General features: G+C 41.4%; 24 protein-coding genes and 2 pseudogenes. 16 read left to right on the top strand and 10 right to left on the bottom strand.

From position 1 onward, the window contains the following. Positions 1-35 precede the first annotated feature (35 nt). Positions 36-1,016: a polyprenyl synthetase family protein gene (locus LREU_RS05695; protein ID WP_003666994.1), complete on the bottom strand. Its 981-nt coding sequence runs from the start codon at positions 1,014-1,016 to the stop codon at positions 36-38. A gap of 80 nt (positions 1,017-1,096) precedes the next feature. Between LREU_RS05695 and LREU_RS05690 the strand changes: the two genes are divergently transcribed. Beyond that, positions 1,097-1,996 carry a prenyltransferase gene (locus tag LREU_RS05690; RefSeq protein ID WP_003666995.1) on the top strand — a complete coding sequence of 300 codons (900 nt, stop codon included), beginning with the start codon at positions 1,097-1,099 and terminating at the stop codon, positions 1,994-1,996. Between the two features lie 61 nt (positions 1,997-2,057). Here the strand turns inward: LREU_RS05690 and LREU_RS05685 are convergent, their stop codons facing one another. From LREU_RS05685 to LREU_RS05670, 4 genes are all read right to left on the bottom strand, one after another. Next, positions 2,058-2,801: a cyclase family protein gene (locus LREU_RS05685; protein WP_011953487.1), complete on the bottom strand. Its 744-nt coding sequence runs from the start codon at positions 2,799-2,801 to the stop codon at positions 2,058-2,060. Positions 2,802-2,818: 17 nt separating this feature from the next. Then, complete coding sequence (locus LREU_RS05680) at positions 2,819-3,958, bottom strand: 5-methyltetrahydropteroyltriglutamate--homocysteine S-methyltransferase (protein ID WP_003666999.1); 1,140 nt, start codon at positions 3,956-3,958, stop codon at positions 2,819-2,821. 424 nt (positions 3,959-4,382) lie between these two features. Beyond that, complete coding sequence (gene ubiE / locus LREU_RS05675) at positions 4,383-5,084, bottom strand: bifunctional demethylmenaquinone methyltransferase/2-methoxy-6-polyprenyl-1,4-benzoquinol methylase UbiE (protein WP_003667001.1); 702 nt, start codon at positions 5,082-5,084, stop codon at positions 4,383-4,385. A 20-nt stretch (positions 5,085-5,104) separates the two neighbouring features. Then, on the bottom strand, positions 5,105-6,340 hold the full coding sequence (locus tag LREU_RS05670) for an MFS transporter (RefSeq protein ID WP_003667003.1): 1,236 nt from the start codon (positions 6,338-6,340) through the stop codon (positions 5,105-5,107). Between the two features lie 118 nt (positions 6,341-6,458). Here LREU_RS05670 and LREU_RS05665 point away from each other — a divergent pair, with 118 nt between their 5' ends. The 8 genes from LREU_RS05665 (at position 6,459) to LREU_RS05630 (ending at position 12,784) form a co-directional block, all read left to right on the top strand. Next, positions 6,459-7,337, top strand: a complete 879-nt coding sequence (locus tag LREU_RS05665; RefSeq protein WP_003667005.1) for a metallophosphoesterase family protein — start codon at positions 6,459-6,461, stop codon at positions 7,335-7,337. A gap of 145 nt (positions 7,338-7,482) precedes the next feature. Further along, a complete protein-coding gene (gene rpsN, locus LREU_RS05660; RefSeq protein ID WP_003667006.1) occupies positions 7,483-7,752 on the top strand; it encodes a 30S ribosomal protein S14 in 270 nt (89 codons plus the stop codon). Positions 7,753-8,120: 368 nt separating this feature from the next. After that, complete coding sequence (locus LREU_RS05655; protein ID WP_003667008.1) at positions 8,121-8,585, top strand: hypothetical protein; 465 nt, start codon at positions 8,121-8,123, stop codon at positions 8,583-8,585. Further along, positions 8,585-8,812 (top strand): hypothetical protein, encoded by a 228-nt coding sequence (locus tag LREU_RS05650; protein WP_003667009.1) that lies wholly within the window; start codon positions 8,585-8,587, stop codon positions 8,810-8,812. Before LREU_RS05655 ends, LREU_RS05650 begins: the two co-directional genes overlap by 1 nt. A gap of 71 nt (positions 8,813-8,883) precedes the next feature. Continuing rightward, on the top strand, positions 8,884-9,546 hold the full coding sequence (locus tag LREU_RS05645) for a serine dehydratase beta chain (protein ID WP_003667012.1): 663 nt from the start codon (positions 8,884-8,886) through the stop codon (positions 9,544-9,546). Positions 9,547-9,557: 11 nt separating this feature from the next. Next, positions 9,558-10,439, top strand: coding sequence for an L-serine ammonia-lyase, iron-sulfur-dependent, subunit alpha (gene sdaAA, locus LREU_RS05640; RefSeq protein ID WP_003673283.1), 882 nt, complete (start codon positions 9,558-9,560; stop codon positions 10,437-10,439). Positions 10,440-10,539: 100 nt separating this feature from the next. Then, positions 10,540-11,103, top strand: coding sequence for an alkyl hydroperoxide reductase subunit C (ahpC, locus tag LREU_RS05635; protein ID WP_003667015.1), 564 nt, complete (start codon positions 10,540-10,542; stop codon positions 11,101-11,103). Between the two features lie 13 nt (positions 11,104-11,116). Then, the gene (locus LREU_RS05630) at positions 11,117-12,784 is read left to right on the top strand and encodes an FAD-dependent oxidoreductase (protein WP_003667018.1); all 1,668 of its coding nucleotides are present in this window, start codon (positions 11,117-11,119) and stop codon (positions 12,782-12,784) included. Between the two features lie 537 nt (positions 12,785-13,321). Here the strand turns inward: LREU_RS05630 and LREU_RS05625 are convergent. From LREU_RS05625 to LREU_RS05615, 3 genes and pseudogenes are all read right to left on the bottom strand, one after another. Next, positions 13,322-14,185 (bottom strand): annotated as a pseudogene (locus LREU_RS05625) (IS3 family transposase); the annotation flags it as partial. Then, positions 14,170-14,883, bottom strand: a complete 714-nt coding sequence (locus LREU_RS05620; RefSeq protein WP_003667023.1) for a helix-turn-helix domain-containing protein — start codon at positions 14,881-14,883, stop codon at positions 14,170-14,172. The pseudogene LREU_RS05625 and the gene LREU_RS05620, both read right to left, overlap by 16 nt. Before the next feature lie 151 nt (positions 14,884-15,034). Then, entirely contained in the window at positions 15,035-16,438 is a 1,404-nt protein-coding gene (locus LREU_RS05615; protein WP_003667025.1) for a C69 family dipeptidase, read from the bottom strand. A gap of 138 nt (positions 16,439-16,576) precedes the next feature. On the opposite strand from LREU_RS05615, the gene LREU_RS05610 reads away from it, so the two are divergent. From LREU_RS05610 to LREU_RS05595, 4 genes are all read left to right on the top strand, one after another. Continuing rightward, a complete protein-coding gene (locus LREU_RS05610) occupies positions 16,577-18,406 on the top strand; it encodes a cation:proton antiporter domain-containing protein (RefSeq protein ID WP_003676754.1) in 1,830 nt (609 codons plus the stop codon). A gap of 82 nt (positions 18,407-18,488) precedes the next feature. Continuing rightward, entirely contained in the window at positions 18,489-18,674 is a 186-nt protein-coding gene (locus tag LREU_RS05605) for a 2-hydroxymuconate tautomerase (protein WP_003663508.1), read from the top strand. A 134-nt stretch (positions 18,675-18,808) separates the two neighbouring features. After that, positions 18,809-20,311: a glycerol kinase GlpK gene (gene glpK, locus LREU_RS05600; RefSeq protein ID WP_003667028.1), complete on the top strand. Its 1,503-nt coding sequence runs from the start codon at positions 18,809-18,811 to the stop codon at positions 20,309-20,311. 46 nt (positions 20,312-20,357) lie between these two features. Further along, a complete protein-coding gene (locus LREU_RS05595; protein WP_003667030.1) occupies positions 20,358-20,870 on the top strand; it encodes a hypothetical protein in 513 nt (170 codons plus the stop codon). 41 nt (positions 20,871-20,911) lie between these two features. Here the strand turns inward: LREU_RS05595 and LREU_RS05590 are convergent, their stop codons facing one another. Together LREU_RS05590 and LREU_RS05585 are read right to left on the bottom strand one after the other, a co-directional pair. Beyond that, entirely contained in the window at positions 20,912-21,148 is a 237-nt protein-coding gene (locus tag LREU_RS05590; RefSeq protein WP_003667031.1) for a hypothetical protein, read from the bottom strand. Positions 21,149-21,157: 9 nt separating this feature from the next. Then, positions 21,158-21,733, bottom strand: a complete 576-nt coding sequence (locus tag LREU_RS05585) for a helix-turn-helix domain-containing protein (RefSeq protein ID WP_003667032.1) — start codon at positions 21,731-21,733, stop codon at positions 21,158-21,160. Between the two features lie 216 nt (positions 21,734-21,949). Between LREU_RS05585 and LREU_RS05580 the strand changes: the two genes are divergently transcribed. The 3 genes and pseudogenes from LREU_RS05580 to LREU_RS05570 all read left to right on the top strand — a co-directional run bounded on the left by LREU_RS05580 (position 21,950) and on the right by LREU_RS05570 (position 23,856). After that, on the top strand, positions 21,950-22,168 hold the full coding sequence (locus LREU_RS05580; protein WP_223659262.1) for a hypothetical protein: 219 nt from the start codon (positions 21,950-21,952) through the stop codon (positions 22,166-22,168). A 115-nt stretch (positions 22,169-22,283) separates the two neighbouring features. Further along, positions 22,284-22,682, top strand: a complete 399-nt coding sequence (tnpA, locus tag LREU_RS05575) for an IS200/IS605 family transposase (protein ID WP_035167525.1) — start codon at positions 22,284-22,286, stop codon at positions 22,680-22,682. Then, a pseudogene (locus LREU_RS05570) lies at positions 22,682-23,856 on the top strand (RNA-guided endonuclease TnpB family protein). The gene tnpA and the pseudogene LREU_RS05570 overlap by 1 nt, the downstream one beginning before the upstream one ends. Positions 23,857-24,002: the final 146 nt, after the last annotated feature.

Raw genomic sequence — 24,002 nt, 5'->3', positions numbered from 1 at the left:
GACTGAGAACTGGAATTTTCTTAGTCTTATCTGTTTTAATTTACCCTCGTCAATAACTTATTTGCTACCAACTTCAACATCTTTCGAGTATGCTTATCTGCTAATTCATCGATTTCGGTTTGCGCTTTTTGTGTAAACTTAGTAGCAATTTCTTGCGCCTGTTCAACACCGCCATGAGTGACAACAATCTTTTGGACTTTTTCTATATCTTCAATCGTCATTTGGCGTTTCTTGGCAAGTAACGGTTCTAATTCATGACGATGATTTTGTAAGGTTAAAAGAAGGGGGAGGGAGTAAACACCAGTTGCTAAATCCTCCAAAACAGGTTTGTTAAGGCGTTCATCCCCTGAATAATCAAGAATATCATCTAATATCTGGAAGCTAATCCCAATGTTTTGGCCAATCCGTTTTGCTAAATTGATGGTCCGATGATCGGCATGACCAAAATAAGCTCCTTCTTCAGCGGCAAGACTAAAAATGGCAGCCGTTTTGCCGTTTACATTGCGATAATAATCGAGTAATGATTGATCAAGATCAAAGCGATTATCCATTTGTCCTAGTTCTCCAGTAAGAATTTTGCGCATCGTCCGGGCATTTCGTGTCAAGTAGGCTGACCCGGTCATCGTTTCTACGAGGAGATCAAAGAAAATAGTAAAAAGGAAGTCCCCAGTATAGACAGCCGTATCTTTACCAAAAGCGGCTTGGACACTGACAGCTCCACGACGCTTAGGTGAATCATCAATAATATCATCATGAATCAAAGTAGCCATGTGTAAAACCTCAAGTGAAGAGGCAATTTTAATTAGCTTTTCTTGCTCATCGGCAGTTTGATGATTGATATTTGCAAATAAAAGGAAGAATGCTGGGCGAAGGTATTTACCACCATTTGAGGCCATTTGTTGTAGGGCATCGTGTAGTTGGGTATTTTTAATTGTAATCCGGTCATTAATTGTTTGATTTACTTTACCTAGAGCGTTATTAATCGCCGGATAGGTATGGAAAAAATGTTGTTTCATTAATCGATAATTCCTTTGTTATGGTGTACCATCTATATTGTACCGAACAACTAAGGAATTATGAAAGGAAAATTTACTAAATGTCGTTAAATGTTTTTTTGGAATTAGTAGAAATTAAGGCCAAAACTGCCAGTATCTTACCGATGCTCCTCGGGGTTTGCCTTAGTGTCTATTATTATCATTCCCTAAACCTACTAAATTCAGTTCTGTTTTTCATTGCAATGCTATTATTCAATATGGCGGTTGATATGATGGATAATTATAATGATTATAACCATGCCATTGATACCGTTGATTATAAGAAAAATACAAATATTATTGGGCGGGAAAATATTTCACCGCGTTTAGTTCTCGGTCTCTTGCTTGCCTTTAGTATAGTAGCCGGCTTAATCGGAATCTATCTAGTTACTCGTGTTGGCCTTCCGTTACTATGGATGGGAATCTTTTGTTTTGCAATCGGCATTCTTTACTCTTCTGGTCCATTTCCTTTGTCAGGGTTGCCAGTTGGTGAATTTGCCTCGGGATTTACAATGGGGTTCATGATTACCCTTATTTCTGTCTTTATTAATGTTGGCCAGCAATTTACATGGTCCTGGGCAAATATCGGGGTCGTCTTTCTCGTTGCTTTACCGGATGAATTGTGGATTTCCAACCTATTATTAGCAAATAATATTTGTGATGCGGGTGAAGATGAAGACAATCGCCGTCATACAGTTATTCACTTTATAGGGCAGAAAAATGGTCTATATGCATTTGCTATTAAGAACGTTTTAGCATTTTTAGCTATTATTTTCGCCGCGGTTCTTCATTTCACGCCATGGACAGTCTTGTTAACCTTATTGATTATCCCATTTGTGGTTAAGCAAACACGGATGTTATTTGCTAAGCAAGTTAAGAAAGAGACATTCCCATGTGCAGTTAAAATATTATTAATTGGCTCACTGGTTCAAGTCGTAACATTTGCAATTGGGCTGATTTAAAAGAAAGCAGAGTTAAATGAAATTTATTCAAAGGTTTCATTTAACTCTGCTTTTTCTAATATTAATCGAAAATTGCATATGCGCGAACGGGAAATCCTGGAGCCTTTTCAGGTTTTGCAACTGAAATATTAATTACAGCACCAGTTGTTGGTACCTGGTCCAAATTATCCAATAATTCAACCTGGTAGTGACCATGAGACAGGACATAGTATTCACCAACTAATCCATTTTGCTGTTTAGTTGCTGTGTCTGTATCAAAAGTCTCATGCCCATTTGCAGTAGCGTGGCGCGTCTCATAAATATACTTTAAGGCTTCTAGTGACCATCCGGGATAATGATTCTGACCATTTTTATCCTTATTTTCAAACTTTTCTTGTGATGGCCAGCGTTTTCCCCAATCAGTACGAAGAGCAACAAATGATCCTGCTGGAATTGGTCCATTTTGTTTTTCCCAATCTTTAATATCCGCAACTGTTAGGCTGGCATCTGGGTTGGCTGCTGCCTTTTGATGATAATCAATGATGACTAATGGTAAAACAAGATCTTTGAGTTCTAGATCCTCGACATAGCGATCATCATCCTTGTAAAAGTGAACTGGCGGATCAATGTGTGTACCATATTGTCCAGCAAATGTATATTCCTTAACGAAAAAACCATCTGCATGAGTGAAAATTGTTTCAAATTTTGCGGGCTTGAATGATGGAAATCGCGGACTAGCTGGGCCAAAAGTATGGGTTAGGTCTACCCAGTGTTTTTGCTTAAGTTTAGCGATTAGTTCTTGTGTTGATGATAATTGTTGAGCCATATCTTTTTCCTCCTTATTTAACCCCAAACTTCTTTAGCAATATCTTTAATTAGTGCAATCTTTGCCCATTGTTGTTTTTCAGTCAGGATATTGCCTTCTTCTGTTGAAGCGAAACCGCATTGTGGACTTAAACAAAGCTTATCGAGTGGGTGAAACTTAGCTGCTTCATGAATGCGATTAATTATTACTTCACGATCCTCAAGCTGGCCGGATTTAGATGTAACTAGTCCTAATACGACATACTTATCATTAGGTACTTTTTCAAGTGGCTCGAATCCGCCAGCTCGTTCAGTGTCATATTCTAAATAAAAAGCAGTTACATTTTCCTTGGTAAAAAGCGGATCAGCAACTGGACCATAACCGCCAGTAGCGGCCCATGTTGAATGGTAATTGCCGCGACAATCATGAGTATTAATAGTTAAATCGTGAGGTTGGTCAGAAATAATAGTATTATTTAGTTCGACAGACGTCTCTTCTAATTTCTCAAGTTGTTGAATATTAAAACCAGCAGATTTGATATGTTCAGGATGTTGGGCAAAATCGGCATATGCTGACCAGGTGCAATCATCTAACTGTAGTGTCCTACATCCAGCTGCATATAGGTCGGCGATTACTTGGCGATAAGCAGTTACAAGGTCTGCCGCAAAAGCATCAAATGAAGGATAATATTTATTGACACTAGCAATGTTTTCTGGGCGCAAAAATTCAAAGAAGGCTTGAGCAGGCGAAGGGATTGTTTGTTTAACCTGCGTGCCAGTACTAACATGGTCACGTGTAAATTTAAAATGCTCAACAAAGGGATGATTATTTCCGCTTACTTTACCGACTAACTTTGCCGTTTCCGCTCTTGTTGTTTCATCGTGAAACTCATATCCTGTATTAGAAGTTGACTGTTCAATTCCCTCCAATCCCCAAATAAAGTCGAGGTGCCACCAGCTACGACGGAATTCACCATCAGTAACGGCGTGTAAACCGGCTGCTTCTTCTTTCTTAATTAAGTCAATGATAGCTTTATCCTCAATTGCGGTTAATTCTGCTTTCGTAATTTGTCCCGCCTGATATTTAGCGCGAGCTTCCTTTAATTCTTTTGGGCGTAAGAAACTGCCAACAATATCAAAGCGAAATGGTGATGTAGTTCTCTTAGTAAATTCAGTCATAATAGTGACTCCTTTCGTGAAATAAAAAAAGCCCCTAGAACTAACTTGTTAGTTCTAGGGACGCGTAATGATTAGACATCGATAGCGTGTTACCACCCTATTTTAGCTTGACCTCACAGCCAAACTCTCTACAAGTACTCCAAGGGAATACCCAAGTGTTATAACGTACACCAACCCGTAAGCTGCTTACAAATAGCTCACAACTTTCATCGCTCCAAGACCATCTTCACTGACTTAGCCAACGCTGCTTCCCATCATCCGCAGTTCTCTGGAGAAGGCGACCATCAATTACTCATCTTTTCATTGCGGTTATTAAATTGCTTGTCAGTATATTATAATCATTTTTTAATGTTGTCAATATTCTTTTTTAATAATTTAAAAAGGGAGCGAGATAGTCATGAGTGACTTCTACCTCGCGCCCTTTCTATTTATCGCCAAAATGTAATGCAGCTGCGCCAAAGTTCAATGGTTGGTAATGGACTTCTTTAAATCCGACTGCCTTCATCATCCGTGCAAGTTGATGGGCGGAGACGAATTGTTGGCTGGTTTGCTTTAAATATTGATAATCGCGGTAATGTCCACCAGCTAATGAAGCCATCAATGGAAAGGCCGTAAAGTAAGCTTTCCAGCCGACTCTAATAATGGGATTAGTCGGCTGCGACATTTCCAAGCTAACGAATTGCCCACCTGGCTTGAGGACCCGGTAAATCTCGCTGAGCGCCTTATCTGCATCTGGAACGTTTCGTAAGCCAAAGCCGATGGTGACGATATCAAAGCTATTGTCATCAAATGGCAACGCCATGGCATCCCCTTGTACCAAGAAAAGATTGCCAATCATCTTTGTCTTTTCTTTAGCGATTTCCAACATTTCTTTATTAAAATCAAGTCCGGTTACTCGTCCAGCAGAGATCCGTTTAGCCAGGGCAATTGCGAGGTCTCCCGTTCCACAGCAAACATCTAAGGCGTTATCGGTAGGCTTAATTTGAAGCTGGTTAAAGATTTCGTGTCGCCATATTTTCTGCGTTCCTAGACTAATCACATTGTTTAATAAGTCATAGCGGGGGGCAACCCGGGAAAATAAGTTATTTACTTCGTGTTCATTTAATAATTTATTTGTTTGAACCATGATTTTCTCTTTTCTTTAAATTATTCTGTAAGCTGCTTCTTTGGTCTAACCAACATAACCAAGATAAAGTTAAGCAGGAGAGTCAAACCAGTAATGACAAAGACCATTTCATAACTAGAAATCCCCGAGATGAATGAGCCAAGAATTGATCCTAACACTGCACCTGCAGCCTGGAAAGATTGATTATAACTAAAGATCCGGCCAAATGCTTCGGTTGGGACGTCAAGGGTTAAGACCGTTTGGGTAGCAGGCATTAACGCCGCGTTTGCCAAACCAAGCAAGAAGCGCCAGAATGCCAAGGCCCATGGAGATTTAGTAATGGTCATGGGGATAAAGAGGATAAAGGCCGTGAGAATTCCAATCTGTAATACTTTTTCTGGTCCAATCCGGTCCATCGTGTGACCAACCTTTGAAGCGGCAAGCAATGTACCTAATCCTGGAGTAGCAGCGACAATCCCGGCGACAAAGGCAACATTGCCATGGCCGCCCATCAATTGCCGAACATATAAACTGATAATTGGGTCAATTGACATGGTAGAAGAAGTAACAATCATGGTGGTTAAGAACATAACGAAGATCAATGGTGGATTATCCAAATTATGAATTATCTCTTTCATTGGCTTCATCGCTTCTTTTTTAATTGGGGTGAAGTGTTCTACCGTCAATAACCATGTACTGAGAAAGACACAAAACATTAGTGCTCCGGTGATGAAAAATGGGATTCGGTACCCAAACAATCCTGATAGGAAACCACCAAGCAAAGGACCAACCAGGTTACCGGCCACCCCCGCAGTAGTCATCGCTGACATTACCCAGCCTGATTTATTATGCGGTGTTTCCCCAGCCATTAAAGCAGTAGCGTTATTAATGTAGCCAGAAAAGACTCCTTGAAGGAACCGCATGCCAATAATCATCCAGACACTTTGGGCAAATCCAATTGCACAGATTGTACAAGCCATTACTCCCGATGCACGCATACACATCAGTTTTCGTCCTTTGCGATCAGCTAGACTGCCCCAGAACGGTGAAACAATGGCTTGACTAATGAAGGTCACCCCAAATGCTAGTCCGGAGTAAATGTTGAGCTGAAAACGCGTAAAGTTTCCTAATTCTGCAATAAAAAGTGAGATAAACGGCATCGTCATCGAGTAGCCCATCCCGGTGATGAACGCGCCGAGCCAGAGGGTGTAAAAAGTTCGGTGCCAACCGTGAGGAAATTTTCCTCTTGCGACTTCCGAATCCATTTTAATTATCATCTCCTAAAATGATTTATTCATAAAAGTATATTGTAACAAAATAATTTGTAATATGGGGAATCCTTCCGAAAATACAAATTAATTTAGCATTCCTTTTCGAAAATTTGCTAATATATTAATGAAGATAAGAAAGGGGAAATCATCTGTGAAAAAGAGGATTGCAGTCTTTTCAGATACGCATGGAAATCTAACAGCGTTGCAAGCAATGTATCGCGATAGCATAGCGCAACATGTTGATGAATATTGGTTTATTGGTGATTTACTGATGCCAGGCCCAAGTGTAAAACCAATTTGGGAGATTTTGCAAGAAATGAAGCCAACAGTAATTGTACGAGGAAACTGGGATGACCTAGTTGTTCGTGGTGCTCGCGGGATGATGGATATGGAGCGTCCTTCCCACATTTACTTTGCACGGTTAGCCCAGTATGTTGCGGAACATGCCCCTGACGGAATGGTTGATGAAATTGCAAGTTGGCCGATGCACGTGACGAAACGCGTGGGCCCCCTTAACTTTGGTATCTCCCATAACCTGCCGTGGCTTAATATGGGCCAAGTCCTTTTTCCTACGCAAGCTAGTGAAAATTTTGATAAGTTGTTTAACGTCGCTGGCGAACCAGTTGATATTGCCATTTATGCCCATGTTCACCATGACCTTTTGCGGTATGGGAGTGATGAACGCATGGTTTTAAATCCCGGAGCAGTCGGCGAGCCATTCAACCACTGGCAACCTCTCCAGCGTGATTTGCGGGCCCACTATCTAATTTTGGAAGTAGACGATATTGGTTTAGCTGAAACTAGCTTCCGTCATATTGGATATAGTCGCGATCAGGAAAAACAAATTGCCGATAAGAGTGATTTGCCATACCGTGACCTTTACAAGAAGATGATGGTGACGGGACGGGCTTATACCCATGATGATGAACTTTTAACTGAATATAATAATCAATATAATTATGCTGACGAATACCGTAAATACGCGAAAAAATTAAATGGTTAAGAAAGGTCAAAAACTAATGCAAAATCCTTGTATTTTTTGTAAGTATCAGCGATAATATTAAAATGAAAAGAGTTCGCAGATGTTTTAATTTTAAATAGTAATTGTATAGTAGATAAAGTTTTTAATATAAAAGGAGAACTACTTAATGGCAAAAAAGTCAAAGATTGCTAAATTACATCACCAAGAAGCTTTAGTAAAGAAATACGCTGAAAAGCGCAAAGAATTAAAGGCGAAGGGCGACTACATCGGTTTATCTAAACTTCCTCGTAACTCTAGTGCGGTTCGTCTTCACAACCGTGATCGTTACGATGGCCGACCACATGCCTACATGCGTAAGTTTGGAATGTCACGGATTAAGTTCCGTGAACTAGCACACAAGGGTCAAATCCCTGGTGTTCGTAAGGCTAGTTGGTAATAAGGAGTGAGTGGGAATTAACCTTCTCGACAAGGCGGTGGGCTAAGGATAGAACGGTGATTAGCACGGCACGGGCTGATTATCGTTCGGACTTAGACTTGAGTCTTGTGGTTAATTTCCACGATATCTTAAATAATGTTCGTATAGATTAAAGAGGCTGTTGAAAAAACAAAGTTTTTTCTCAGCCTCCTTTTTGAATAATGGACGAAAATTAAGACTAATAATAGCTTAATTACACTTTGCTCAAACCGGCGAGCGGGTAAATTTTTCGATAATCTTCTAAAAAAATTGACATTTTAGCTTCGTTCGCGATCAATAACTGCTATACTAAGAATAATAGACGAGTAAAGTCGGGCGGTGGAAATCTAATGAACGAAAAAGTAGTTTTTGATCAACTAAGTAAAGATGTAGCTGATCAAGTACGTGTAAGGCAAACATATAAATACTTTAATGGGACTGATCGTTCTAAGGATCTTTATGATGAAGCCATTAGAATGGGGGAGGATGTCCTTCAAGAGCATAAAGAGGGACATAATGAACCACAAGCAATGGTCGACCTTGTTGATCAAGCGATTTATAATTCGCGAAAAGCATTAAATGGTCAGCAAACGGATAAGCATTCGTTGAAGATGCAGTTATCACGAGCAGGTCAGTTCTTACGGAGCCAGGAGTTTGCTGGTTTACCTATTAAGACACAACAATACTGGGAACGTGAGATTACGGCAGCCCGTAATATTGAAGTGGCTTCAAATACTGATCAAGCCTTAGCCAATAAGACAGCTATTAAGGTGGCAACAATGTTTGATACAATGGAACAGATGCGGCACAATTAATGAAAGAAGCTGCTCAGCAACGGGCAGCACGGGCTAAAAAGGCAATGGCAGCCCGAAAAGAGGCTGAAAAAGAGCGGCAAAAGCGGGAAGCAATTCTCGCCAAGCAAAAAGCATTCGCTGAAAAAGCTGACAAAGAAGATCGAAAAGCAGAAAAGAAACCGAAGAAAAAATCTGGTGGTCATCGCGGCTTCTGGTCATTTCTTGGCTTTCATAAAAAGAAAAAGTAATTATAATGAAGAGGTTGAGAAAAACATGGTTTTTATTTCAACCTCTATTTTATTTTTAAGGGAACAACAACATGAAAAATAACTATAAAAGTGTTTTTGACATTATTGGACCAGTAATGATTGGTCCTTCTAGTTCGCATACTGCAGGGGCGGTCAAGATTGGTCGAGTCGCAAATAAGCTTTTTGGCATGGTTCCACCTAAAGTAACCGTTCACTATTATGGATCTTTTGCCCAGACGCATCGTGGCCATGGCACAGACTATGCAATTGCGGCGGGATTGCTAGGATTTTCGCCAGATGATTCGCGAGTTCCATCGGCGCCAATGATTGCTCGCCAAAGAGGAATAGATCTTCGCTTTGTTGAAGAAGAGGGTGAAAGCCCGATTCACCATCCTAACACAGCCATTCTTCAAATGACTGGTGACAAGACGAGGGTAACGGTTGCCGGTTGTTCGATTGGTGGCGGGATAATTGAAATTAGGGCTATTAGCCTTGATGGTGTTGATATTTTACCAGCGGGTCCCTTACCAATTGTTATCTTTCGCGATTATAGTAAACAGATGGCCAATGCACTGGCGGTCAATACTGATTTGGAAGAAAAAGCACCATTTACCCGGCGGCAAGTATTACGGGCAGATGATTGTGATATTTATGTTTACGATATTAAGAAACCGATGCAGCCAGCGACGATTGCTTATTTTGAAAAGAAGTACCCGGCTGCAATTTGTCTTTAGGAGAAAGAGCGATGTATCAAAGTGTTAAAGATTTAGTGCGAACTGCAGAAATTCAGCAAAAAGCATTGTCCGAACTAGTGATTGAGGCAGAATGTCATGAATCCGGTAGCAATCGAAAAGAAGTCTGGCAACGGATGCGATCAAACTTACTGACGATGCGAGCCGCAATTAAACAAGGTGAAAATGAGCTGGGAGTTCGGTCAAAAACTGGTCTAACTGGAGGCGAAGCGATTAAGCTGAAAAAATATCGCGCAGAAAGAAAGACCCTCTCTGGTGATGTTATGATGGCTGCCGTGGAAAATGCGATCGCAACTAACGAGGTTAACGCAGCAATGGGAGTCATCTGCGCAACCCCGACTGCCGGTTCATCCGGGACTCTTCCTGGCGCTCTTTTTATGTTAGAAAAACGATTAGGCCTTAGTGAAGATCAGATGATTCGCTTCTTATTTACTGCTGGTGGGTTGGGCTTAATTATTGCCAATCATGCGGGAATTGCTGGCGCGACAGGTGGCTGCCAAGAAGAAGTTGGTTCAGCATCGGCAATGGCTGCCGCGGCGGCTGTTGAAGCAGCGGGTGGTAGTCCAGAACAAAGCAGTCAAGCATTGGCAATTGCTCTTAGTAACTTGTTAGGCTTGGTATGTGACCCGATTGCCGGTTTGGTAGAAATCCCTTGCGTTAAACGAAATGCGATTGGAGCTGGAAACGCATTGATTGCAGCCGATATGGCACTCGCTGGTTGTACGAGTATGATCCCAGCCGATGAATGTATTTCTGCACTTGATAAGGTGGGCCGATCAATGCCAGTTGATTTACGGGAAACAGGTCTTGGTGGACTGGCTGGAACCCCAACTGGACAGGCGATTAAGGCGAAAATCTTCGGCAAGGAAATTTAATCTTTCTTAGAATTGTTCTAAAATTGCTTGCAAATTAGCATAAAAAGGTTATACTAAGAGTTGTAGTTAAGAATGATTCTAATTTAAGGAGAGGATATACATGAACTTTGTAGGACATGAAATTGAAGATTTTAAGGTAAATGCTTATCATGATGGTGAAACAACCGAAGTATCCAAGAAGGATGTTTTAGGTAAGTGGAGTGTTTTCTTCTTCTACCCAGCTGACTTTTCATTTGTTTGTCCAACTGAATTGGAAGCTTTGCAAGATAAGTACGAAGACTTCAAGAAAGCAAATGCCGAGATTTACTCTGTTTCTGAGGATACCGAATTTGTCCACAAGGCATGGGCTCAGGCTTCTGACAAGATTGGCAAGATCAAATATTCAATGCTTGCTGACCCAGCTGGTAAGTTAGCCCGAATGTTCGATGTTCTTGACGAAGACGCTGGTCAAGCATACCGGGGAGTCTTCATCATTGATCCTGATGGTATTATCCAATCCTACACAATTAACAACATGGGAATTGGTCGGAGTGCTGATGAGATCTTACGGACGCTCCAAGCTGCCCAATTTGTTCGTGAACATGGTGACCGGGTCTGCCCAGCAAACTGGAAGCCAGGCCAAGATTCAATTAAGCCAAGTCTTGATCTAGTTGGTAAGCTTTAATTTGGTGAGCTAAATGGCAGAACAACATTTATATGATTTAATCATCGTTGGTGCTGGACCAGCGGGATTATCTGCTGGTTTATATGCTGGACGTGCAACCCTGGATACATTGATTTTAGAAGGAGATACTGTCGGCGGTCAGGTAACAACGACCTCGGTGGTTTATAATTATCCAGCTGTCGAAAAAGTCGACGGTACCCAATTGATGAACCAGATGCAAAGCCAGGTCGCTAGCTTTGGGGTTGAAATTCAACATGATGCGGTTGAAAAGTTTGATCTTACTGGTGAAGTTAAGACATTGATTGGCAAGAGTGGTCAAAAATATACTGCCCGAAGCGTAATTATTGCGACTGGTGCTAACCCTAAAAAAGTTGGTTTTCCCGGTGAAAATGAATTCCGTGGACGGGGAATTGCTTATTGCTCAACTTGTGATGGCGAACTTTTTACCGGTCTTCAAGTCTTTGTCGTTGGTGGCGGATATGCGGCCGCTGAAGAAGCTGACTATTTGAGCCGCTTTGCCAAGCACGTTACTGTTTTAGTTCGTGGCGATCATTTTGCATGTCCTGTATTGACGGCTAAGCGTGCCTTGGATAATCCTAAAGTTAGTGTGGAATACAATACTGAGGTAAAGGAAGTTAGTGGGGATGATTACCTTACTACTGCTACCTTGGTTAATAATAAGACTGGCGAAGAGACGGTTTACCATGTCGATGATGGTGACCAGACATTTGGGATGTTCATTTATATTGGTACGCAACCAGCAACGAAAGCATTAGCTAATATCCTTGATTTGGATGATCGGGGCTATATCATGACGGATGAAAATGGTAAGACAAACATCGATGGCGTTTACGCTGCTGGGGATGTTATCCATAAAAATCTTCGTCAGATCGTGACAGCTGCATCCGATGGGGCGGTTGCTTCTACTGCTGCAGAACGATACATTATTTTGCAAAAGGAAAAGCAAGGTATCCCAATTCATGCAGAAACTAATAAAAAGCCTGCTAAGACTGTGGGGCAGACGAGCGAACTTAGTCAACAAGAAAACACTACGTCGCATGAAGGAAACTGGTTGCCAGCTGAGATTGACCAACAATTGCAGCCAATCTTTGCCCGTTTGACTAAGGATATTAAACTCCAAGTGTTAACCAATGGGACAGAGCTTAGCAATCAGTTAGTTAGCTTTGTTGAAGAATTTGCTTCACTTGATAAGCACCTGCAGATGGAGACTAAACCGGCGCCAGCGGACGTAAAGTACTTACCACAATTGCGCTTGCTTGATGCGGATGGTAATGATACTGGCTTACATTATGCGGGGATTCCAACTGGTCACGAATTAAACTCCTTAGTTCTAGGTGTCTACAACGTTGCCGGTCCTGGACAAACAATTGCACCAGAAATGGTAGAACGAATTAAGAAACTTGCGCCGACTAAGATTCGGATTGGCGTTTCCTTAACTTGTCATTTCTGTCCTGATGTTGTTGCGGCTTGTCAACGGATGGCTTCTCTCAACACGGGAATTACTGCTACAATGATTGATCTGCAACACTTCCCAGAATTACGGAAAGAAAAGAAGATCATGAGTGTTCCAGCGACGATGATTGATGATGACCCAGTTATTTTTGGAAGTCAATCATTGGAAGAACTAGTTACGGCAGTTGAAAAACATCATCAAAATTAAGATAAACGAGGATTTGAAGAAGTAAAACTCTTTGATCCTCGTTTTTATTTGCATAGAGAAGAGGACCTTCATATCAATTGATAAATACAAGCCAGCCAATGATTACTGGTAAATACTTAAACTTTCTATTAATGACAATCAAAATCAAAATTTAACATTTCTGAAACAATGGGATGGAAAACTTCATTTATCAGCATTAAGAGACAGCAAAATTCGCAAAAGGGCTTAAAAACGGAAAAAAACATTAACTTATGTATTGAAATTTATCTAAATCCTGTTATCCCATAAATGTGGATAAGTTATAAAATTTATCACATGGTAATTATTATAACAATGCAGAGAGCAAGGGTTTATTGCAATGACTTAACGCTTATGCAATGCTTGCTTAATTACTTACAGTAATACTCGATGCATTGTCTAAAAAAGAGGCTGGGAATTAACTATTAATTCTTCGTTCTCTAACAGTAAAATCCGGACTATGATTTTGATCGATGGCACTAGTGCCTGTCAAGTATACAGTTTAAATAGAAAAATAGTTTATGCGGCTTGAGCGCGGAATTTTTCTGCGCTCAAGCCGTTTTTGGATGTATAAGCTCGTTGAGTGTTGAAATATTTAATAGCTTTCTTTACTGATTGTTCTAATTCCGTCAATGTTTTAGGCCGCGAACGTTTGGCTAACCAAATGAGCTTAAAATCACTCCACCAGCGTTCCATCGGCGAGTTCTCCCAAGGATGGCCTGGGTGTGACATGCTGTGAATACAGTTTTGATCGGCTAAATAGTCATTAAAAGCCATTGAACAATATGCTGATCCGCGATCCGTATGGATCAGCGGATGGGCATCCGGTTCCACTTTGAAGGCACGTTTAAATACCTCAATTGCTGACACTGCTGTTTCTGTGGGTGAGATATTGTAGCTCAAAGCGTAACGTCCATACAGGTCCAAAGCCACATGCACGTGAGCCTTCTTTACCTGATCTATCCCGTACAGAACCTCTGTAGTATCGGTTACCCAAACTTCGTTTTTACTCTGACGATCAAATTGTTCATTGAGTAAATTATCATTGATATATTCTTCATAACGCTTAACACGATTATGTCTCTTCTTCCGGATATTAGCCCTGATTCCATGATTTCTCATACAATTAGTTACCCGCTTTAGTCCCGCCTTGAAGCTTAGTTTATTTTCAAAGGCTAGTTGCGTTGTCATCGCTAAGTAACCCAGTGTCCACTTATGTTTTTCCTCTAATTCTAGAATTGCTTCAAGTAGCTCTGATTGTTCAACTTTATAATTACTTGGCTTTCTATGAAGCCAGTTGTAGTAAGCATCTCTAGTTATGCCAGCGATCTGACACAAGACACTAATTGGCCAGTCATGTTCTTGACTCAATTTTTTGATAGCTTGTTGTTTGAAGAATCGTTCGCCTCCCGATTGCGTATTTCCATTACTTTTTTTGAGTAGGTATCTTCCATTTCTTTACGAAGAAGTTGGGTCTTTAGTAAGCGATTTTCAGCTTTTAGTCGATCAACTTCTGTCCATGCTTCCTTCGGCTTGGCTTTACCCCGCCGATCGCGAAGTGATTGCGGGTCATTACCACTTTTACGATATTTTTGATACCAACCATAGACTTGTTGGTAACTAACATGGTACTTACCTACTGCCCAATTGTAGTTGATATCATGTTTAATCAGTTCCTCAATTATCGATAATCGTTCTTCAAAAGTAGTTTTCCGTCCTAGCATAATTGAATCTCGCTTTCTTGACGTATAAGCCTTCAGTTTTGATTCATTATACTGGATAATCCAATTTGATAATTGTCTTTTTGATTTTAATCCATGTTTGATTGCGAATACTTCAAGGGAATCTGTTGATTCCTGATATTGTTGAACCAAAGCCAGCTTAAATTCCTTTGAATAGCTACAATTGTGGTGAGTAGATCGCAATCCATCAATCCCTTGGTATTTATAAAGTAATTGCCAATGTGAAATGGTACTGTCATTAACTGAATACTTTCTAGCAACCTCTTTAACACTAGAATGACTTAATTCGTTTAATATCGATAGCTTTTCTTCTGTACTATATTTTGAATTCCTACCCACAAAAAATGCCCTCCAGTATATAAGATGAATTTTCTATTTCATCTGTATACTTAGAGGGCATTATAGCCATCAATCAAAATCATAGTCCGGATTTTACTGTTAGAGAACCAAGAATTAATAGTTAATTCCCAGCCTCTGCTTCTTTTTTGTCTTACAGATTCTCGTCCGTATTAAAGTTTAATTCACAATAATCAGTCATCTTCGTAATTAGCTCAAGGCTTAATTTCTTATATGCGTTCAAAGTATCGGTCGCATAATCGTCACTTTGTCGCGTTAAGAAAATTGCTCGTGCTTCTCCTTTGAGGCTTGGAAGGCGACGATCAGTTTCGGCAATCATCTTAATGGCCGCGGCGTTTCGTTCCTTTTGTACGTCCCGTAATAATGGAAGGAAATCGTGCAGGTGACTGTCAACTAGCACACTGGTATGCTTGAAAATCCAGTAAGCAGAGTTGAGCTGGGCCGGCAGCTTCCCACGCTTGTAAGGGGCTGGCGTATCAGTAATGCCGTTGAAGAATGGCACATAGGTACTTTCAGCAGCGACTCCCATTGCTAACCAGTGAATATTAGCGCCCGGTCGGTTCATCTGTAAAATATGTGACTCTTGGGTCTTTGCTAAACTAATTGGCCGGTACTTATGAGCGTGTTCACCGTGACCAAGGGGATCGAATTCGGTTCCCTCATAGTGATTACTGAGATAGTTCTGGGCATCAAAAATCGATAACTTATGGTCCGGCTTCATGATAAATGGCAATTCAGTGGATTCTGGTGTCTCGTCCGTTGCTTGCCGGGGGCTAAACATTTGGTGACCAGCCCATACCCGCGGTTCAGAGTAGATTGCGTCTGACCGATCAGCCGTCCCAAAGATCTTGCGGAAGTTAAAAGTCGATGGATCAGGGTTCAAGTCATGCTTCTCAACGAATTCTTGAATCCCCGGATGGAACATGAAGTTGGCAGAATCATTAAAGTCAATCTCTTGAATTGCCAGTTGGTTGGCGACCACCGCGTATGAATCATCTGGAATCCGTTGCGCAACCCAGTAGTGACCTGCCCCGGTTTCGAAGTACCAAGCCTCGTCATTATCGGCGAAAAGGACCCCGTTTGTTTCGCCAGTTCCGTACTTTGCAATCAAGTTACCAAGGCGTTGAACCCCTTCACGAGCAGTTTTGACATATGGTAGCACCACGGTGATCATTGCTTCTTCGTTTAGCCCATTTTCAACCAGCGGATCATAGCCTAAAACAAGGGCATTCGAATAAGCACTTTCGGTTGCGCTCATTGCGACATCGTATTCATTAATCCCATCTTCTTCAAATAAACCATCTTTATCTGTCCATTCGGGAGTCGCCGTGTATCGAGCGCTTTCTTCTGGCAAGTCAAGCTCTAAACGGGTATCCTTAGAGATGAAGTGGTTGGGCATTTCGCCACGCTGGTGAACAACCATGTGCTTGGGCCAGGCAGCCTTAGCATCTTCATTTCGACCGATCATGATCGTGCCGTCGATACTAGCATCCTTTCCAATTAATATACTTGTACATGCAGTTAATTTATTCCCCATAGATAATAAATTCTCCTTTTGTGTAATATATTAATTGTACCGCGAACAATGATTTAAGTCGATTTAGTTAGAATATTTTAATTTCAAGTTAAGAAGTATATAATATTGCTGTATAAAATAGGAAGGGAGAAAGAAAATATGCAACAATTATCACTGTTAATCGTTATGTTAGCGGCGTTAATTATTCCTATTATTATGGCGCGGTTTAAAGTTTCTTCAATTCCGACCGCCATTGCTGAAATTATCACGGGGATTATTCTGGGAAAAAGTTTCTTAAATATCGTTAACCCCAACTGGACCCTCAATATGATGTCGTCGATGGGGGTTATTATGTTAATGTTTTTGTCCGGGATGGAGATCAATTTTGACCTGTTCCGCAAAACGCCCGGGAAAAAGCGTGATAGTAAGTCACCAGTCGTTATGGCCTCGCAGGCATTTGGCCTTATTATCGCCGCAGCGCTGATTATTGCAATCGTAATTAGTCGTTTGGGCTTATTCAAGGATGTTCTCTTGGCGACAATTATCTTTTCAACGGTTGCCCTCGGGGTGGTTATCGCAACGCTAAAGGAAAAGGATATCTTGCAAAAACCGGTGGGCCAGACGATCCTGCTAACGGCGGTTTTAGGAGAAGTGGTCCCGATGTTAGCGTTGACTTTTTATGCCTCAATCAATGGGGGTAATGCTCGTCGGCTATGGCTAATTGTTTTACTTTTCTTAGCGGCTTTTATCCTGTTACGTCGGTTTAAGCAGCCATATGTTTGGTTTAACAAGATTTCAAAATCAACAACCCAGCTAGATGTTCGCCTTGCCTTCTTCTTGATCTTTGCACTAGTGACGATTGCCGAGACAGTCGGGGCGGAAAACATTCTTGGTGCTTTCTTGGCAGGAATGGTGATGAAACTTCTTCAGCCAAGTGAAACAACTGAAGACCGGCTTAACTCCATTGGCTACGGTTTTTTGATTCCGTTCTTCTTTATCATGACCGGCGACCGGCTCGACTTGAAGAACTTATTTGCTAACCACCAAGCGCTTGCCCTAATCCCGATTTTGGTCATCGGCTTTATCCTTGCCAAGTTGCCAACCATGATAATTTATCGGCGTCGGTTTAAGCTTCGTAACTCGTTTGCCGGAAGCTTCTTGGTAGCAACCACGATTACCTTGGTTTTGCCGACCTTGGAAGTTGCTCGCAACCTGCATGCAATTACCCAAGCGCAATCAGCAGCTTTCACTTTGGCCGCTGTTATTGTTTGTATCATTGCGCCAATTGCATTTAATTCAACCTACAAACTTGAGAAGGCGGACTTAATCAAACAAAAGGTAAACTTTATCGGAACCAATACTTTAACTGTCCCGATTTCACAACAATTATATAAGAACTGGTATGACGTGCGGATGGTTACGGACAATGAAAATAACTTCAAGATTTATAATAGTCAGGTGAAACATTTAGAATATATGCCTAAACTTGACGCGGAGTCCCTTGAACAAGGCGGCTACTTTGATTGTGACATTATCGTTGTTGGATTCTTAAATGATCATAAGTCCGCGCGGTTAGCTCAGATCGCCAAAGAACATGGGGTAAAACGGGTGATTGCTAGTCAAAATAATCCCCGTCTTGATCCCAAAGATGTTAGTGCTCTTCGTGAAAAAGGAATTGAAATCTTTAATAGTTTCAATGTCCAAAGCAGTGTCTTGCGGGCCTTGATTGAATCACCATTGATCTTGCGGATGTTGACCGATACCGAGGCGGGACTATATGAGGCTACACTGTTAAACAGCCGGTATAGTGGACGCGAATTGCATACTTTACCGTTTGTTAACAAAATTACGATTAGTCGAATCTTCAGAAACCGCAAGCCAATTGATCCGCATGGGGATACAGTGCTAGAATACGGCGATCATATTCTCTTTACTGGTGACCGCCAAGCAGCTGAGGAAGTCCGGGAAAATTTACAAGGGCGAAAATAATTTAATATTTTGACCTAATGTAATTGCCGGAAAAGCGCTCTTATGGTAAGATTTTAAATGAATTTAGAAGGAGGCACGGATTATGCCATTAGTTCATATCGACTTGATTGAAGGCCGGACCGATGAGCAGTTAAAGGCTCTCGTAAAGGATGTTACAGCAGCAATTTCAAAGGATGCCAATGTTCCTGCCGAACGGGTGCATATCGTGTTGAATGAGATGCGCAAAGACCGCTATAGTGTAGCTGGTAAGATGGTTAGCGACAAGTAACAACAAGAGAGTCATCGGGGGAGGCAGTTCAGTCTTTGCACGGTGGCTTTTTTGTATGATCTAAAATCCATCAAGTTTCTTCCCATTATATAGGTAGAAACTGCTCGCAATTAGCAGCGAAAGGATGAATATAATTGAGTGAACAACAATATATCATGGCGATTGACCAGGGAACGACGAGCTCACGGGCGATTATCTTTGACCATGACGGAAATAAGGTTGCGATCAGTCAGCAGGAATTTCCCCAATACTTCCCGCAGCCGGGGTGGGTTGAACATGATCCTCTAGAGATTTGGGATAGCGTTCAATCAGTGATTTCAAATGTAATGATTAAGTCCCAGATCAAGCCCTATAAGATTGCGGCAATTGGGATTACTAACCAACGGGAGACGACGGTTATTTGGGATCGCCATACCGGTAAGCCGATTTATAACGCAATTGTCTGGCAATCGAAGCAAACGAGCGACATCGCCGAACAATTGATTAAAGATGGTTATAAGGATATGATCCACCAGAAGACTGGCTTGGTGATTGATTCGTATTTCGCGGCCACTAAGATCAAGTGGATCCTTGACCATGTTCCTGGTGCCCGGGAAAAAGCAGCAAAGGGAGACTTGATGTTTGGGACTATCGATACTTGGTTACTATGGAATTTATCGGGACGGCGGGTCCACGCAACGGATGTGACCAATGCCAGCCGGACGATGCTTTTTAATATCCATACCCTCGACTGGGATCAAGATATCCTTGACCTGCTTGATATTCCCCAGTCGCTTTTGCCAGTAGTAAAGCCAAGTTCAGCCATTTACGGTTATACTGGCGACTACCACTTCTATGGGGTGCAGATTCCAATTGCCGGGATTGCAGGTGACCAACAAGCAGCCCTCTTTGGTCAAGCAGCCTATGATAAAGGTTCAATCAAGAACACCTATGGGACTGGAGCCTTCATCGTCATGAATACGGGACTAAAACCCACGCTTTCGGATAACGGCTTGTTGACGACGATTGCGTATGGCCTGGACGGGCAAACTCATTACGCGCTTGAAGGAAGTATCTTTGTGGCCGGTTCTGCCGTTCAATGGTTGCGGGATGGTCTCAAGATGTTTGATAAGGCAAGCGAGTCCGAACAAATGGCTGTCGATGCCAAGACAACTGGCGGCGTTTATGTCGTCCCCGCCTTTACAGGATTAGGCGCACCGTACTGGGATCAAGAAGTGCGGGGCGCAATGTTTGGCCTTACCCGTGGAACTGAACGGGGACATATCATCCGTGCAACTTTGGAAGCCATTGCCTACCAGACCAAAGATGTTGTCGATACGATGGTCAAGGACACCCAATTACCACTAACAGCACTAACGGTTAACGGGGGCGCTTCACGGAACAACTTCATGATGCAGTTCCAGGCCGATATCTTACAAACGCCAATCAAGCGGGCAGCAATGGAAGAGACAACCGCGCTGGGAGCAGCCTTTCTCGCTGGATTGGCCGTTGATTTCTGGGAAGACCAGGATGAGTTACGGAAGCTATCACGGATTGGCGACCAGTTTGATCCACAAATGGATCCGCAAAAGGCAGCTGACTTGTATCGGGGATGGCAACGGGCCATTGCAGCTGCGCAGTTTTATGGCAAAGATTAACTAAAAAACCACCGATCACCATTCAACAAACTAATATAAAAGGAAAATGAGAGAAATGAAAATGAAAACACCGGTTCAGATGACTGATGATTTGGCACACTTTATTAAGGAAACCCGGGAAGACACGGCTTTCCCTCATGAATCACTCTATGTTGATTTGTTAGAACAGTGGAAAGTTTTAAGTCGTTATCAGTTAGAATACGCTGATAAGGAAAGCAAACGCCTCTACAATGCGTACTGGAACTCTATGTCGCACTGGTATAAGATTTTTGACAAAGAGCGAGAGCATTTATTAGAACCAACTGCCTTGCCAAGTGAGGACTTAATGGACTTCTACTCGGGTTTGATTGAAGGCCTCATGGATCACGTCCTTAGTTTAGTCCCACCATCGCCCCATTCAACGATTATTAAACTAACTGACTTCCGGGTCTTATTGAGTAATGAGTTGCAAAAAATTACCCAACTTGACCTCGAGATTCAAGGTCCGATTGACTTTGCGATGATCATGGATTATTGGAAGATGTTGGGTGAAAGTTTTGATCGGGAAAAGATCAAGTAAGTGAGTAAAAAACAGGCCTGGAGCAATCCAGACCTGTTTTTTTAGTTAATCCACTTTTGCAAGTAGTCAATCAATACCTTTGCGTCCTCTTTTGTCAGTGCAAAAGTATTATCATGGCTGATATTATCAAAATCAATATTTGATACCAGCATTTGCAGCTCAGACTCATCAGTGTTCTGGTAAATGCTAAGCTCATTAACACACTCATCATCGCGATCTTCGCCATCATACTTAATATGGAGCCACTTAGCTTGGCGGTCAATTTCATGTTTTTCCACATTCTCACCTCAAAACTCTCCTTTCATTTTAGCACGAATCTGGTGGGCACGGGTAATCACTCCTCGCCGCCATTGCGAAACGGCTGCCCGGCTGACCTGGTACTCATCCGCAATCTGCCGGTCACTCAAATGGTGGTTGAGTTTGGCAATCAAATACCGTTGTTGAACGCGGGGACAATGGTGGTAGAGGTAATTAAGAAAGTCGCTATTTTCTAGGTGAGCAAATGGGGCGGTCGCTGTATGGTCAACCATTGTCTCGTCGTAGTCATGATCATCTTCCTCATTGTCGAGGGTGTAATTAAAGAGGAAACTTTCAAGTTGCTGCCGCCGTAACCGGTCCAGTAAACGCCAGCGCATCCGTTGGTAAGCAAAACACATCAAGTCCCGTTCGTTTTCGACCTCATCTGTCTCCTGTAAGAAATCAGCGTAGGCCTGGGCAAAGATAATCGAAGCATCTTGGACAAAATCATCATAGTCGTCCCGGCGCGGTGAGATCCCGAGACTCTTTAATACTCCATGGACAATCGTGATCCGCTTATCGCTCATCAGAAAAGTTAGACCGTCAGAAATTTTTTGGTAATTCATTGTTGAGAACATCCTTTAAAAATATTCTCAAGAGCTCTTGAGTACCGTTAACTTATCAAAAAATCCATTGTCTTAGCGAACGATAAAGCAGGGCGAAAGTGTCCCAAAAAGACGTTGACAGGGTAGATTTATCCCAGTATCTTAATATTCAAGTTAAAAGTGAACCGTTTTACAACGAATTTGCACTTTTTTATGATTTGCTTGGAGGAGATAATTGTGGTTCGTAAAACAATCGATATGACCATGCTGGATAAATTAAAAATTGATGGGGAGGTGGCAAACTATCTGGTGCAGTGGGATAACACCTTGTTGCTAACAGCTTACGATCAAAATCGAATGTTTGTCTTAACAATCGACGGGGAACAGCTGCTTATTCGGGAACGGTTGAAAGATGTTCTTAGTCGTTTTGTACAGGCGAATCTAATTTATCCATAAATTTGCGAGAATACTTCTATAAGTAGGGGATGAATCGCTCTCTTAAAGCAAGTTAGTGATTTTTCTTTTGTTATATGATATATTTAGTATATGTCTATAAAATGTGGTGATAACAATAGAATTAGATAGAAATCATCATTCAGTATACTTACTTAATTACCATTTGGTAATGGTGGTTAAGTATCGTCGAAAAGTAATTAACGATGAAATATCTGAATATCTTAAACATCGTTTTGTAGTTGTGGGACAAGCATACGGTATTAATTTGCAAGAATGGAATCATGATCAGGACCACGTACATGTTTTGTTTAGAGCAACACCTCATAAGGAAATGGCTAAATTTTTAAATGCTTACAAATCGTCTAGCTCCAGAATGGTCAAAAAACAATTTCCAGAAATCAAGCAGTATCTTTGGAAATCAGCCTTTTGGACACAAAGCTATTGCTTAATTAGCACTGGTGGAGCGCCTTTAGAAGTTTTAAAACGATATATTGAAAGTCAAGGGAGAAAATAATGGTTCTAAAAGCCGTTAAAATGCGCATCTATCCAAATTCAGCACAACGAAATCAGCTCTGGCAAACCTTCGGTTGTGTTCGTTTTATATGGAATCAAATGCTTAATATGCAAATTGAACGGCGCAAGAACAATCCGGAAGCTAAATTTGTGAATGCCTTTGGGATGAATAATCTGTTGAAACAACTTAAGGTTGAGTATCCTTGGTTGAACAAGCAGAATCAACTGCTTTGCAAAGTGCTAATCGCAATTTAGCCGATGCTTTTCAACGCTTTTTTAAAGGTCAAAATAAGTTCCCTCGATTTAAATCCAGAAAATATTCTCAGAGCTACAATTCAAAGTACGTTAATGGCAATATTAAAGTTTTAGATTGCCATCATATAAAGTTACCAAAACTCGGTATCGTCTATTTTAGAGCTGGTCGATTGCCAATGGGTAAAATTAAGAATGTCACTGTTCGTCTGAACGTTGCTGGTCAATATTACATTACTGTTTTAGTGGAAAGCGAAAACCAAACTCTTCCTAAAACAAGTAAATATATTGGTGGCGATTTAGGACTTAAGTCATTACTTAATCTTTCAGATGGATGCAAGGAACCGATCAATCATTTTGAAGACAAATACCGTAAAAAGTTATATCGTTGGGAGAAATTGCGTAGTCGTCGGTTCTTAAAGGCCCAGCAGGAAATCGCCTGGGATCATCATAATAAAGTGTTAGTTCCACGGCAATTAGACGATTTTAAGAATTATCAGAAAGCTCGTATTATGGTGGCGAAGTATCGGCAAAAGATTGCCAACCAACGGTTGGATCAGCTACAAAAATTCACTACTAAATTGGTCAAAAAGTACGACATCATTGTGTTGGAAAAACTTAATACTAAGGGAATGATGAAGAATCACCATTTAGCTAGGGCAATCGCTAACGCTAGCTGGTCAAAATTAGTAGATATATTGCAATATAAGTGTGACTGGTACGGTAAAAAGCTTATTCAGGTCAATCCGTCATATACTAGCCAAATTTGTGCTAATTGTGGGAAGAATAATCATCGGTTAGGATTGAATAAATCGGAATGGTTAGCGGTACGTGAGTGGGATTGTCCAAACTGTGGTAAACATTTAGATCGTGATATTAACGCTGCACAAGTCATCTTGCAAAAAGGATTAGCTATCCGATAGATAAAGTTAGGCTCGGGACGAGCCTTGGTTAATAGTCGTAACCTCTGCTTGAAGGTTCGTTCAGGATCGGTAGGGTAAGTATGCGATGTTTCCAGAATCTCCCACTTCAAGCATTAAACCGTAGGTTTAGCTAAGTGGGAGTAGTT

It is taken from the genome of Limosilactobacillus reuteri subsp. reuteri (genome assembly GCF_000016825.1).
Taxonomy (GTDB): domain Bacteria; phylum Bacillota; class Bacilli; order Lactobacillales; family Lactobacillaceae; genus Limosilactobacillus; species Limosilactobacillus reuteri.
This window is presented reverse-complemented; position numbering and strand designations above follow the sequence as displayed.

Coding starts and splice junctions, on each gene's coding strand:
- LREU_RS05695 (WP_003666994.1), bottom strand. CDS start 1,016: ATGAAACAACATTTTTTCCATACCTATCCGGCGATTAATAACGCTCTA.
- LREU_RS05690 (WP_003666995.1), top strand. CDS start 1,097: ATGTCGTTAAATGTTTTTTTGGAATTAGTAGAAATTAAGGCCAAAACT.
- LREU_RS05685 (WP_011953487.1), bottom strand. CDS start 2,801: ATGGCTCAACAATTATCATCAACACAAGAACTAATCGCTAAACTTAAG.
- LREU_RS05680 (WP_003666999.1), bottom strand. CDS start 3,958: ATGACTGAATTTACTAAGAGAACTACATCACCATTTCGCTTTGATATT.
- ubiE (WP_003667001.1), bottom strand. CDS start 5,084: ATGGTTCAAACAAATAAATTATTAAATGAACACGAAGTAAATAACTTA.
- LREU_RS05670 (WP_003667003.1), bottom strand. CDS start 6,340: ATGATAATTAAAATGGATTCGGAAGTCGCAAGAGGAAAATTTCCTCAC.
- LREU_RS05665 (WP_003667005.1), top strand. CDS start 6,459: ATGAAGATAAGAAAGGGGAAATCATCTGTGAAAAAGAGGATTGCAGTC.
- rpsN (WP_003667006.1), top strand. CDS start 7,483: ATGGCAAAAAAGTCAAAGATTGCTAAATTACATCACCAAGAAGCTTTA.
- LREU_RS05655 (WP_003667008.1), top strand. CDS start 8,121: ATGAACGAAAAAGTAGTTTTTGATCAACTAAGTAAAGATGTAGCTGAT.
- LREU_RS05650 (WP_003667009.1), top strand. CDS start 8,585: ATGAAAGAAGCTGCTCAGCAACGGGCAGCACGGGCTAAAAAGGCAATG.
- LREU_RS05645 (WP_003667012.1), top strand. CDS start 8,884: ATGAAAAATAACTATAAAAGTGTTTTTGACATTATTGGACCAGTAATG.
- sdaAA (WP_003673283.1), top strand. CDS start 9,558: ATGTATCAAAGTGTTAAAGATTTAGTGCGAACTGCAGAAATTCAGCAA.
- ahpC (WP_003667015.1), top strand. CDS start 10,540: ATGAACTTTGTAGGACATGAAATTGAAGATTTTAAGGTAAATGCTTAT.
- LREU_RS05630 (WP_003667018.1), top strand. CDS start 11,117: ATGGCAGAACAACATTTATATGATTTAATCATCGTTGGTGCTGGACCA.
- LREU_RS05615 (WP_003667025.1), bottom strand. CDS start 16,438: ATGGGGAATAAATTAACTGCATGTACAAGTATATTAATTGGAAAGGAT.
- LREU_RS05610 (WP_003676754.1), top strand. CDS start 16,577: ATGCAACAATTATCACTGTTAATCGTTATGTTAGCGGCGTTAATTATT.
- LREU_RS05605 (WP_003663508.1), top strand. CDS start 18,489: ATGCCATTAGTTCATATCGACTTGATTGAAGGCCGGACCGATGAGCAG.
- LREU_RS05595 (WP_003667030.1), top strand. CDS start 20,358: ATGAGAGAAATGAAAATGAAAACACCGGTTCAGATGACTGATGATTTG.
- LREU_RS05585 (WP_003667032.1), bottom strand. CDS start 21,733: ATGAATTACCAAAAAATTTCTGACGGTCTAACTTTTCTGATGAGCGAT.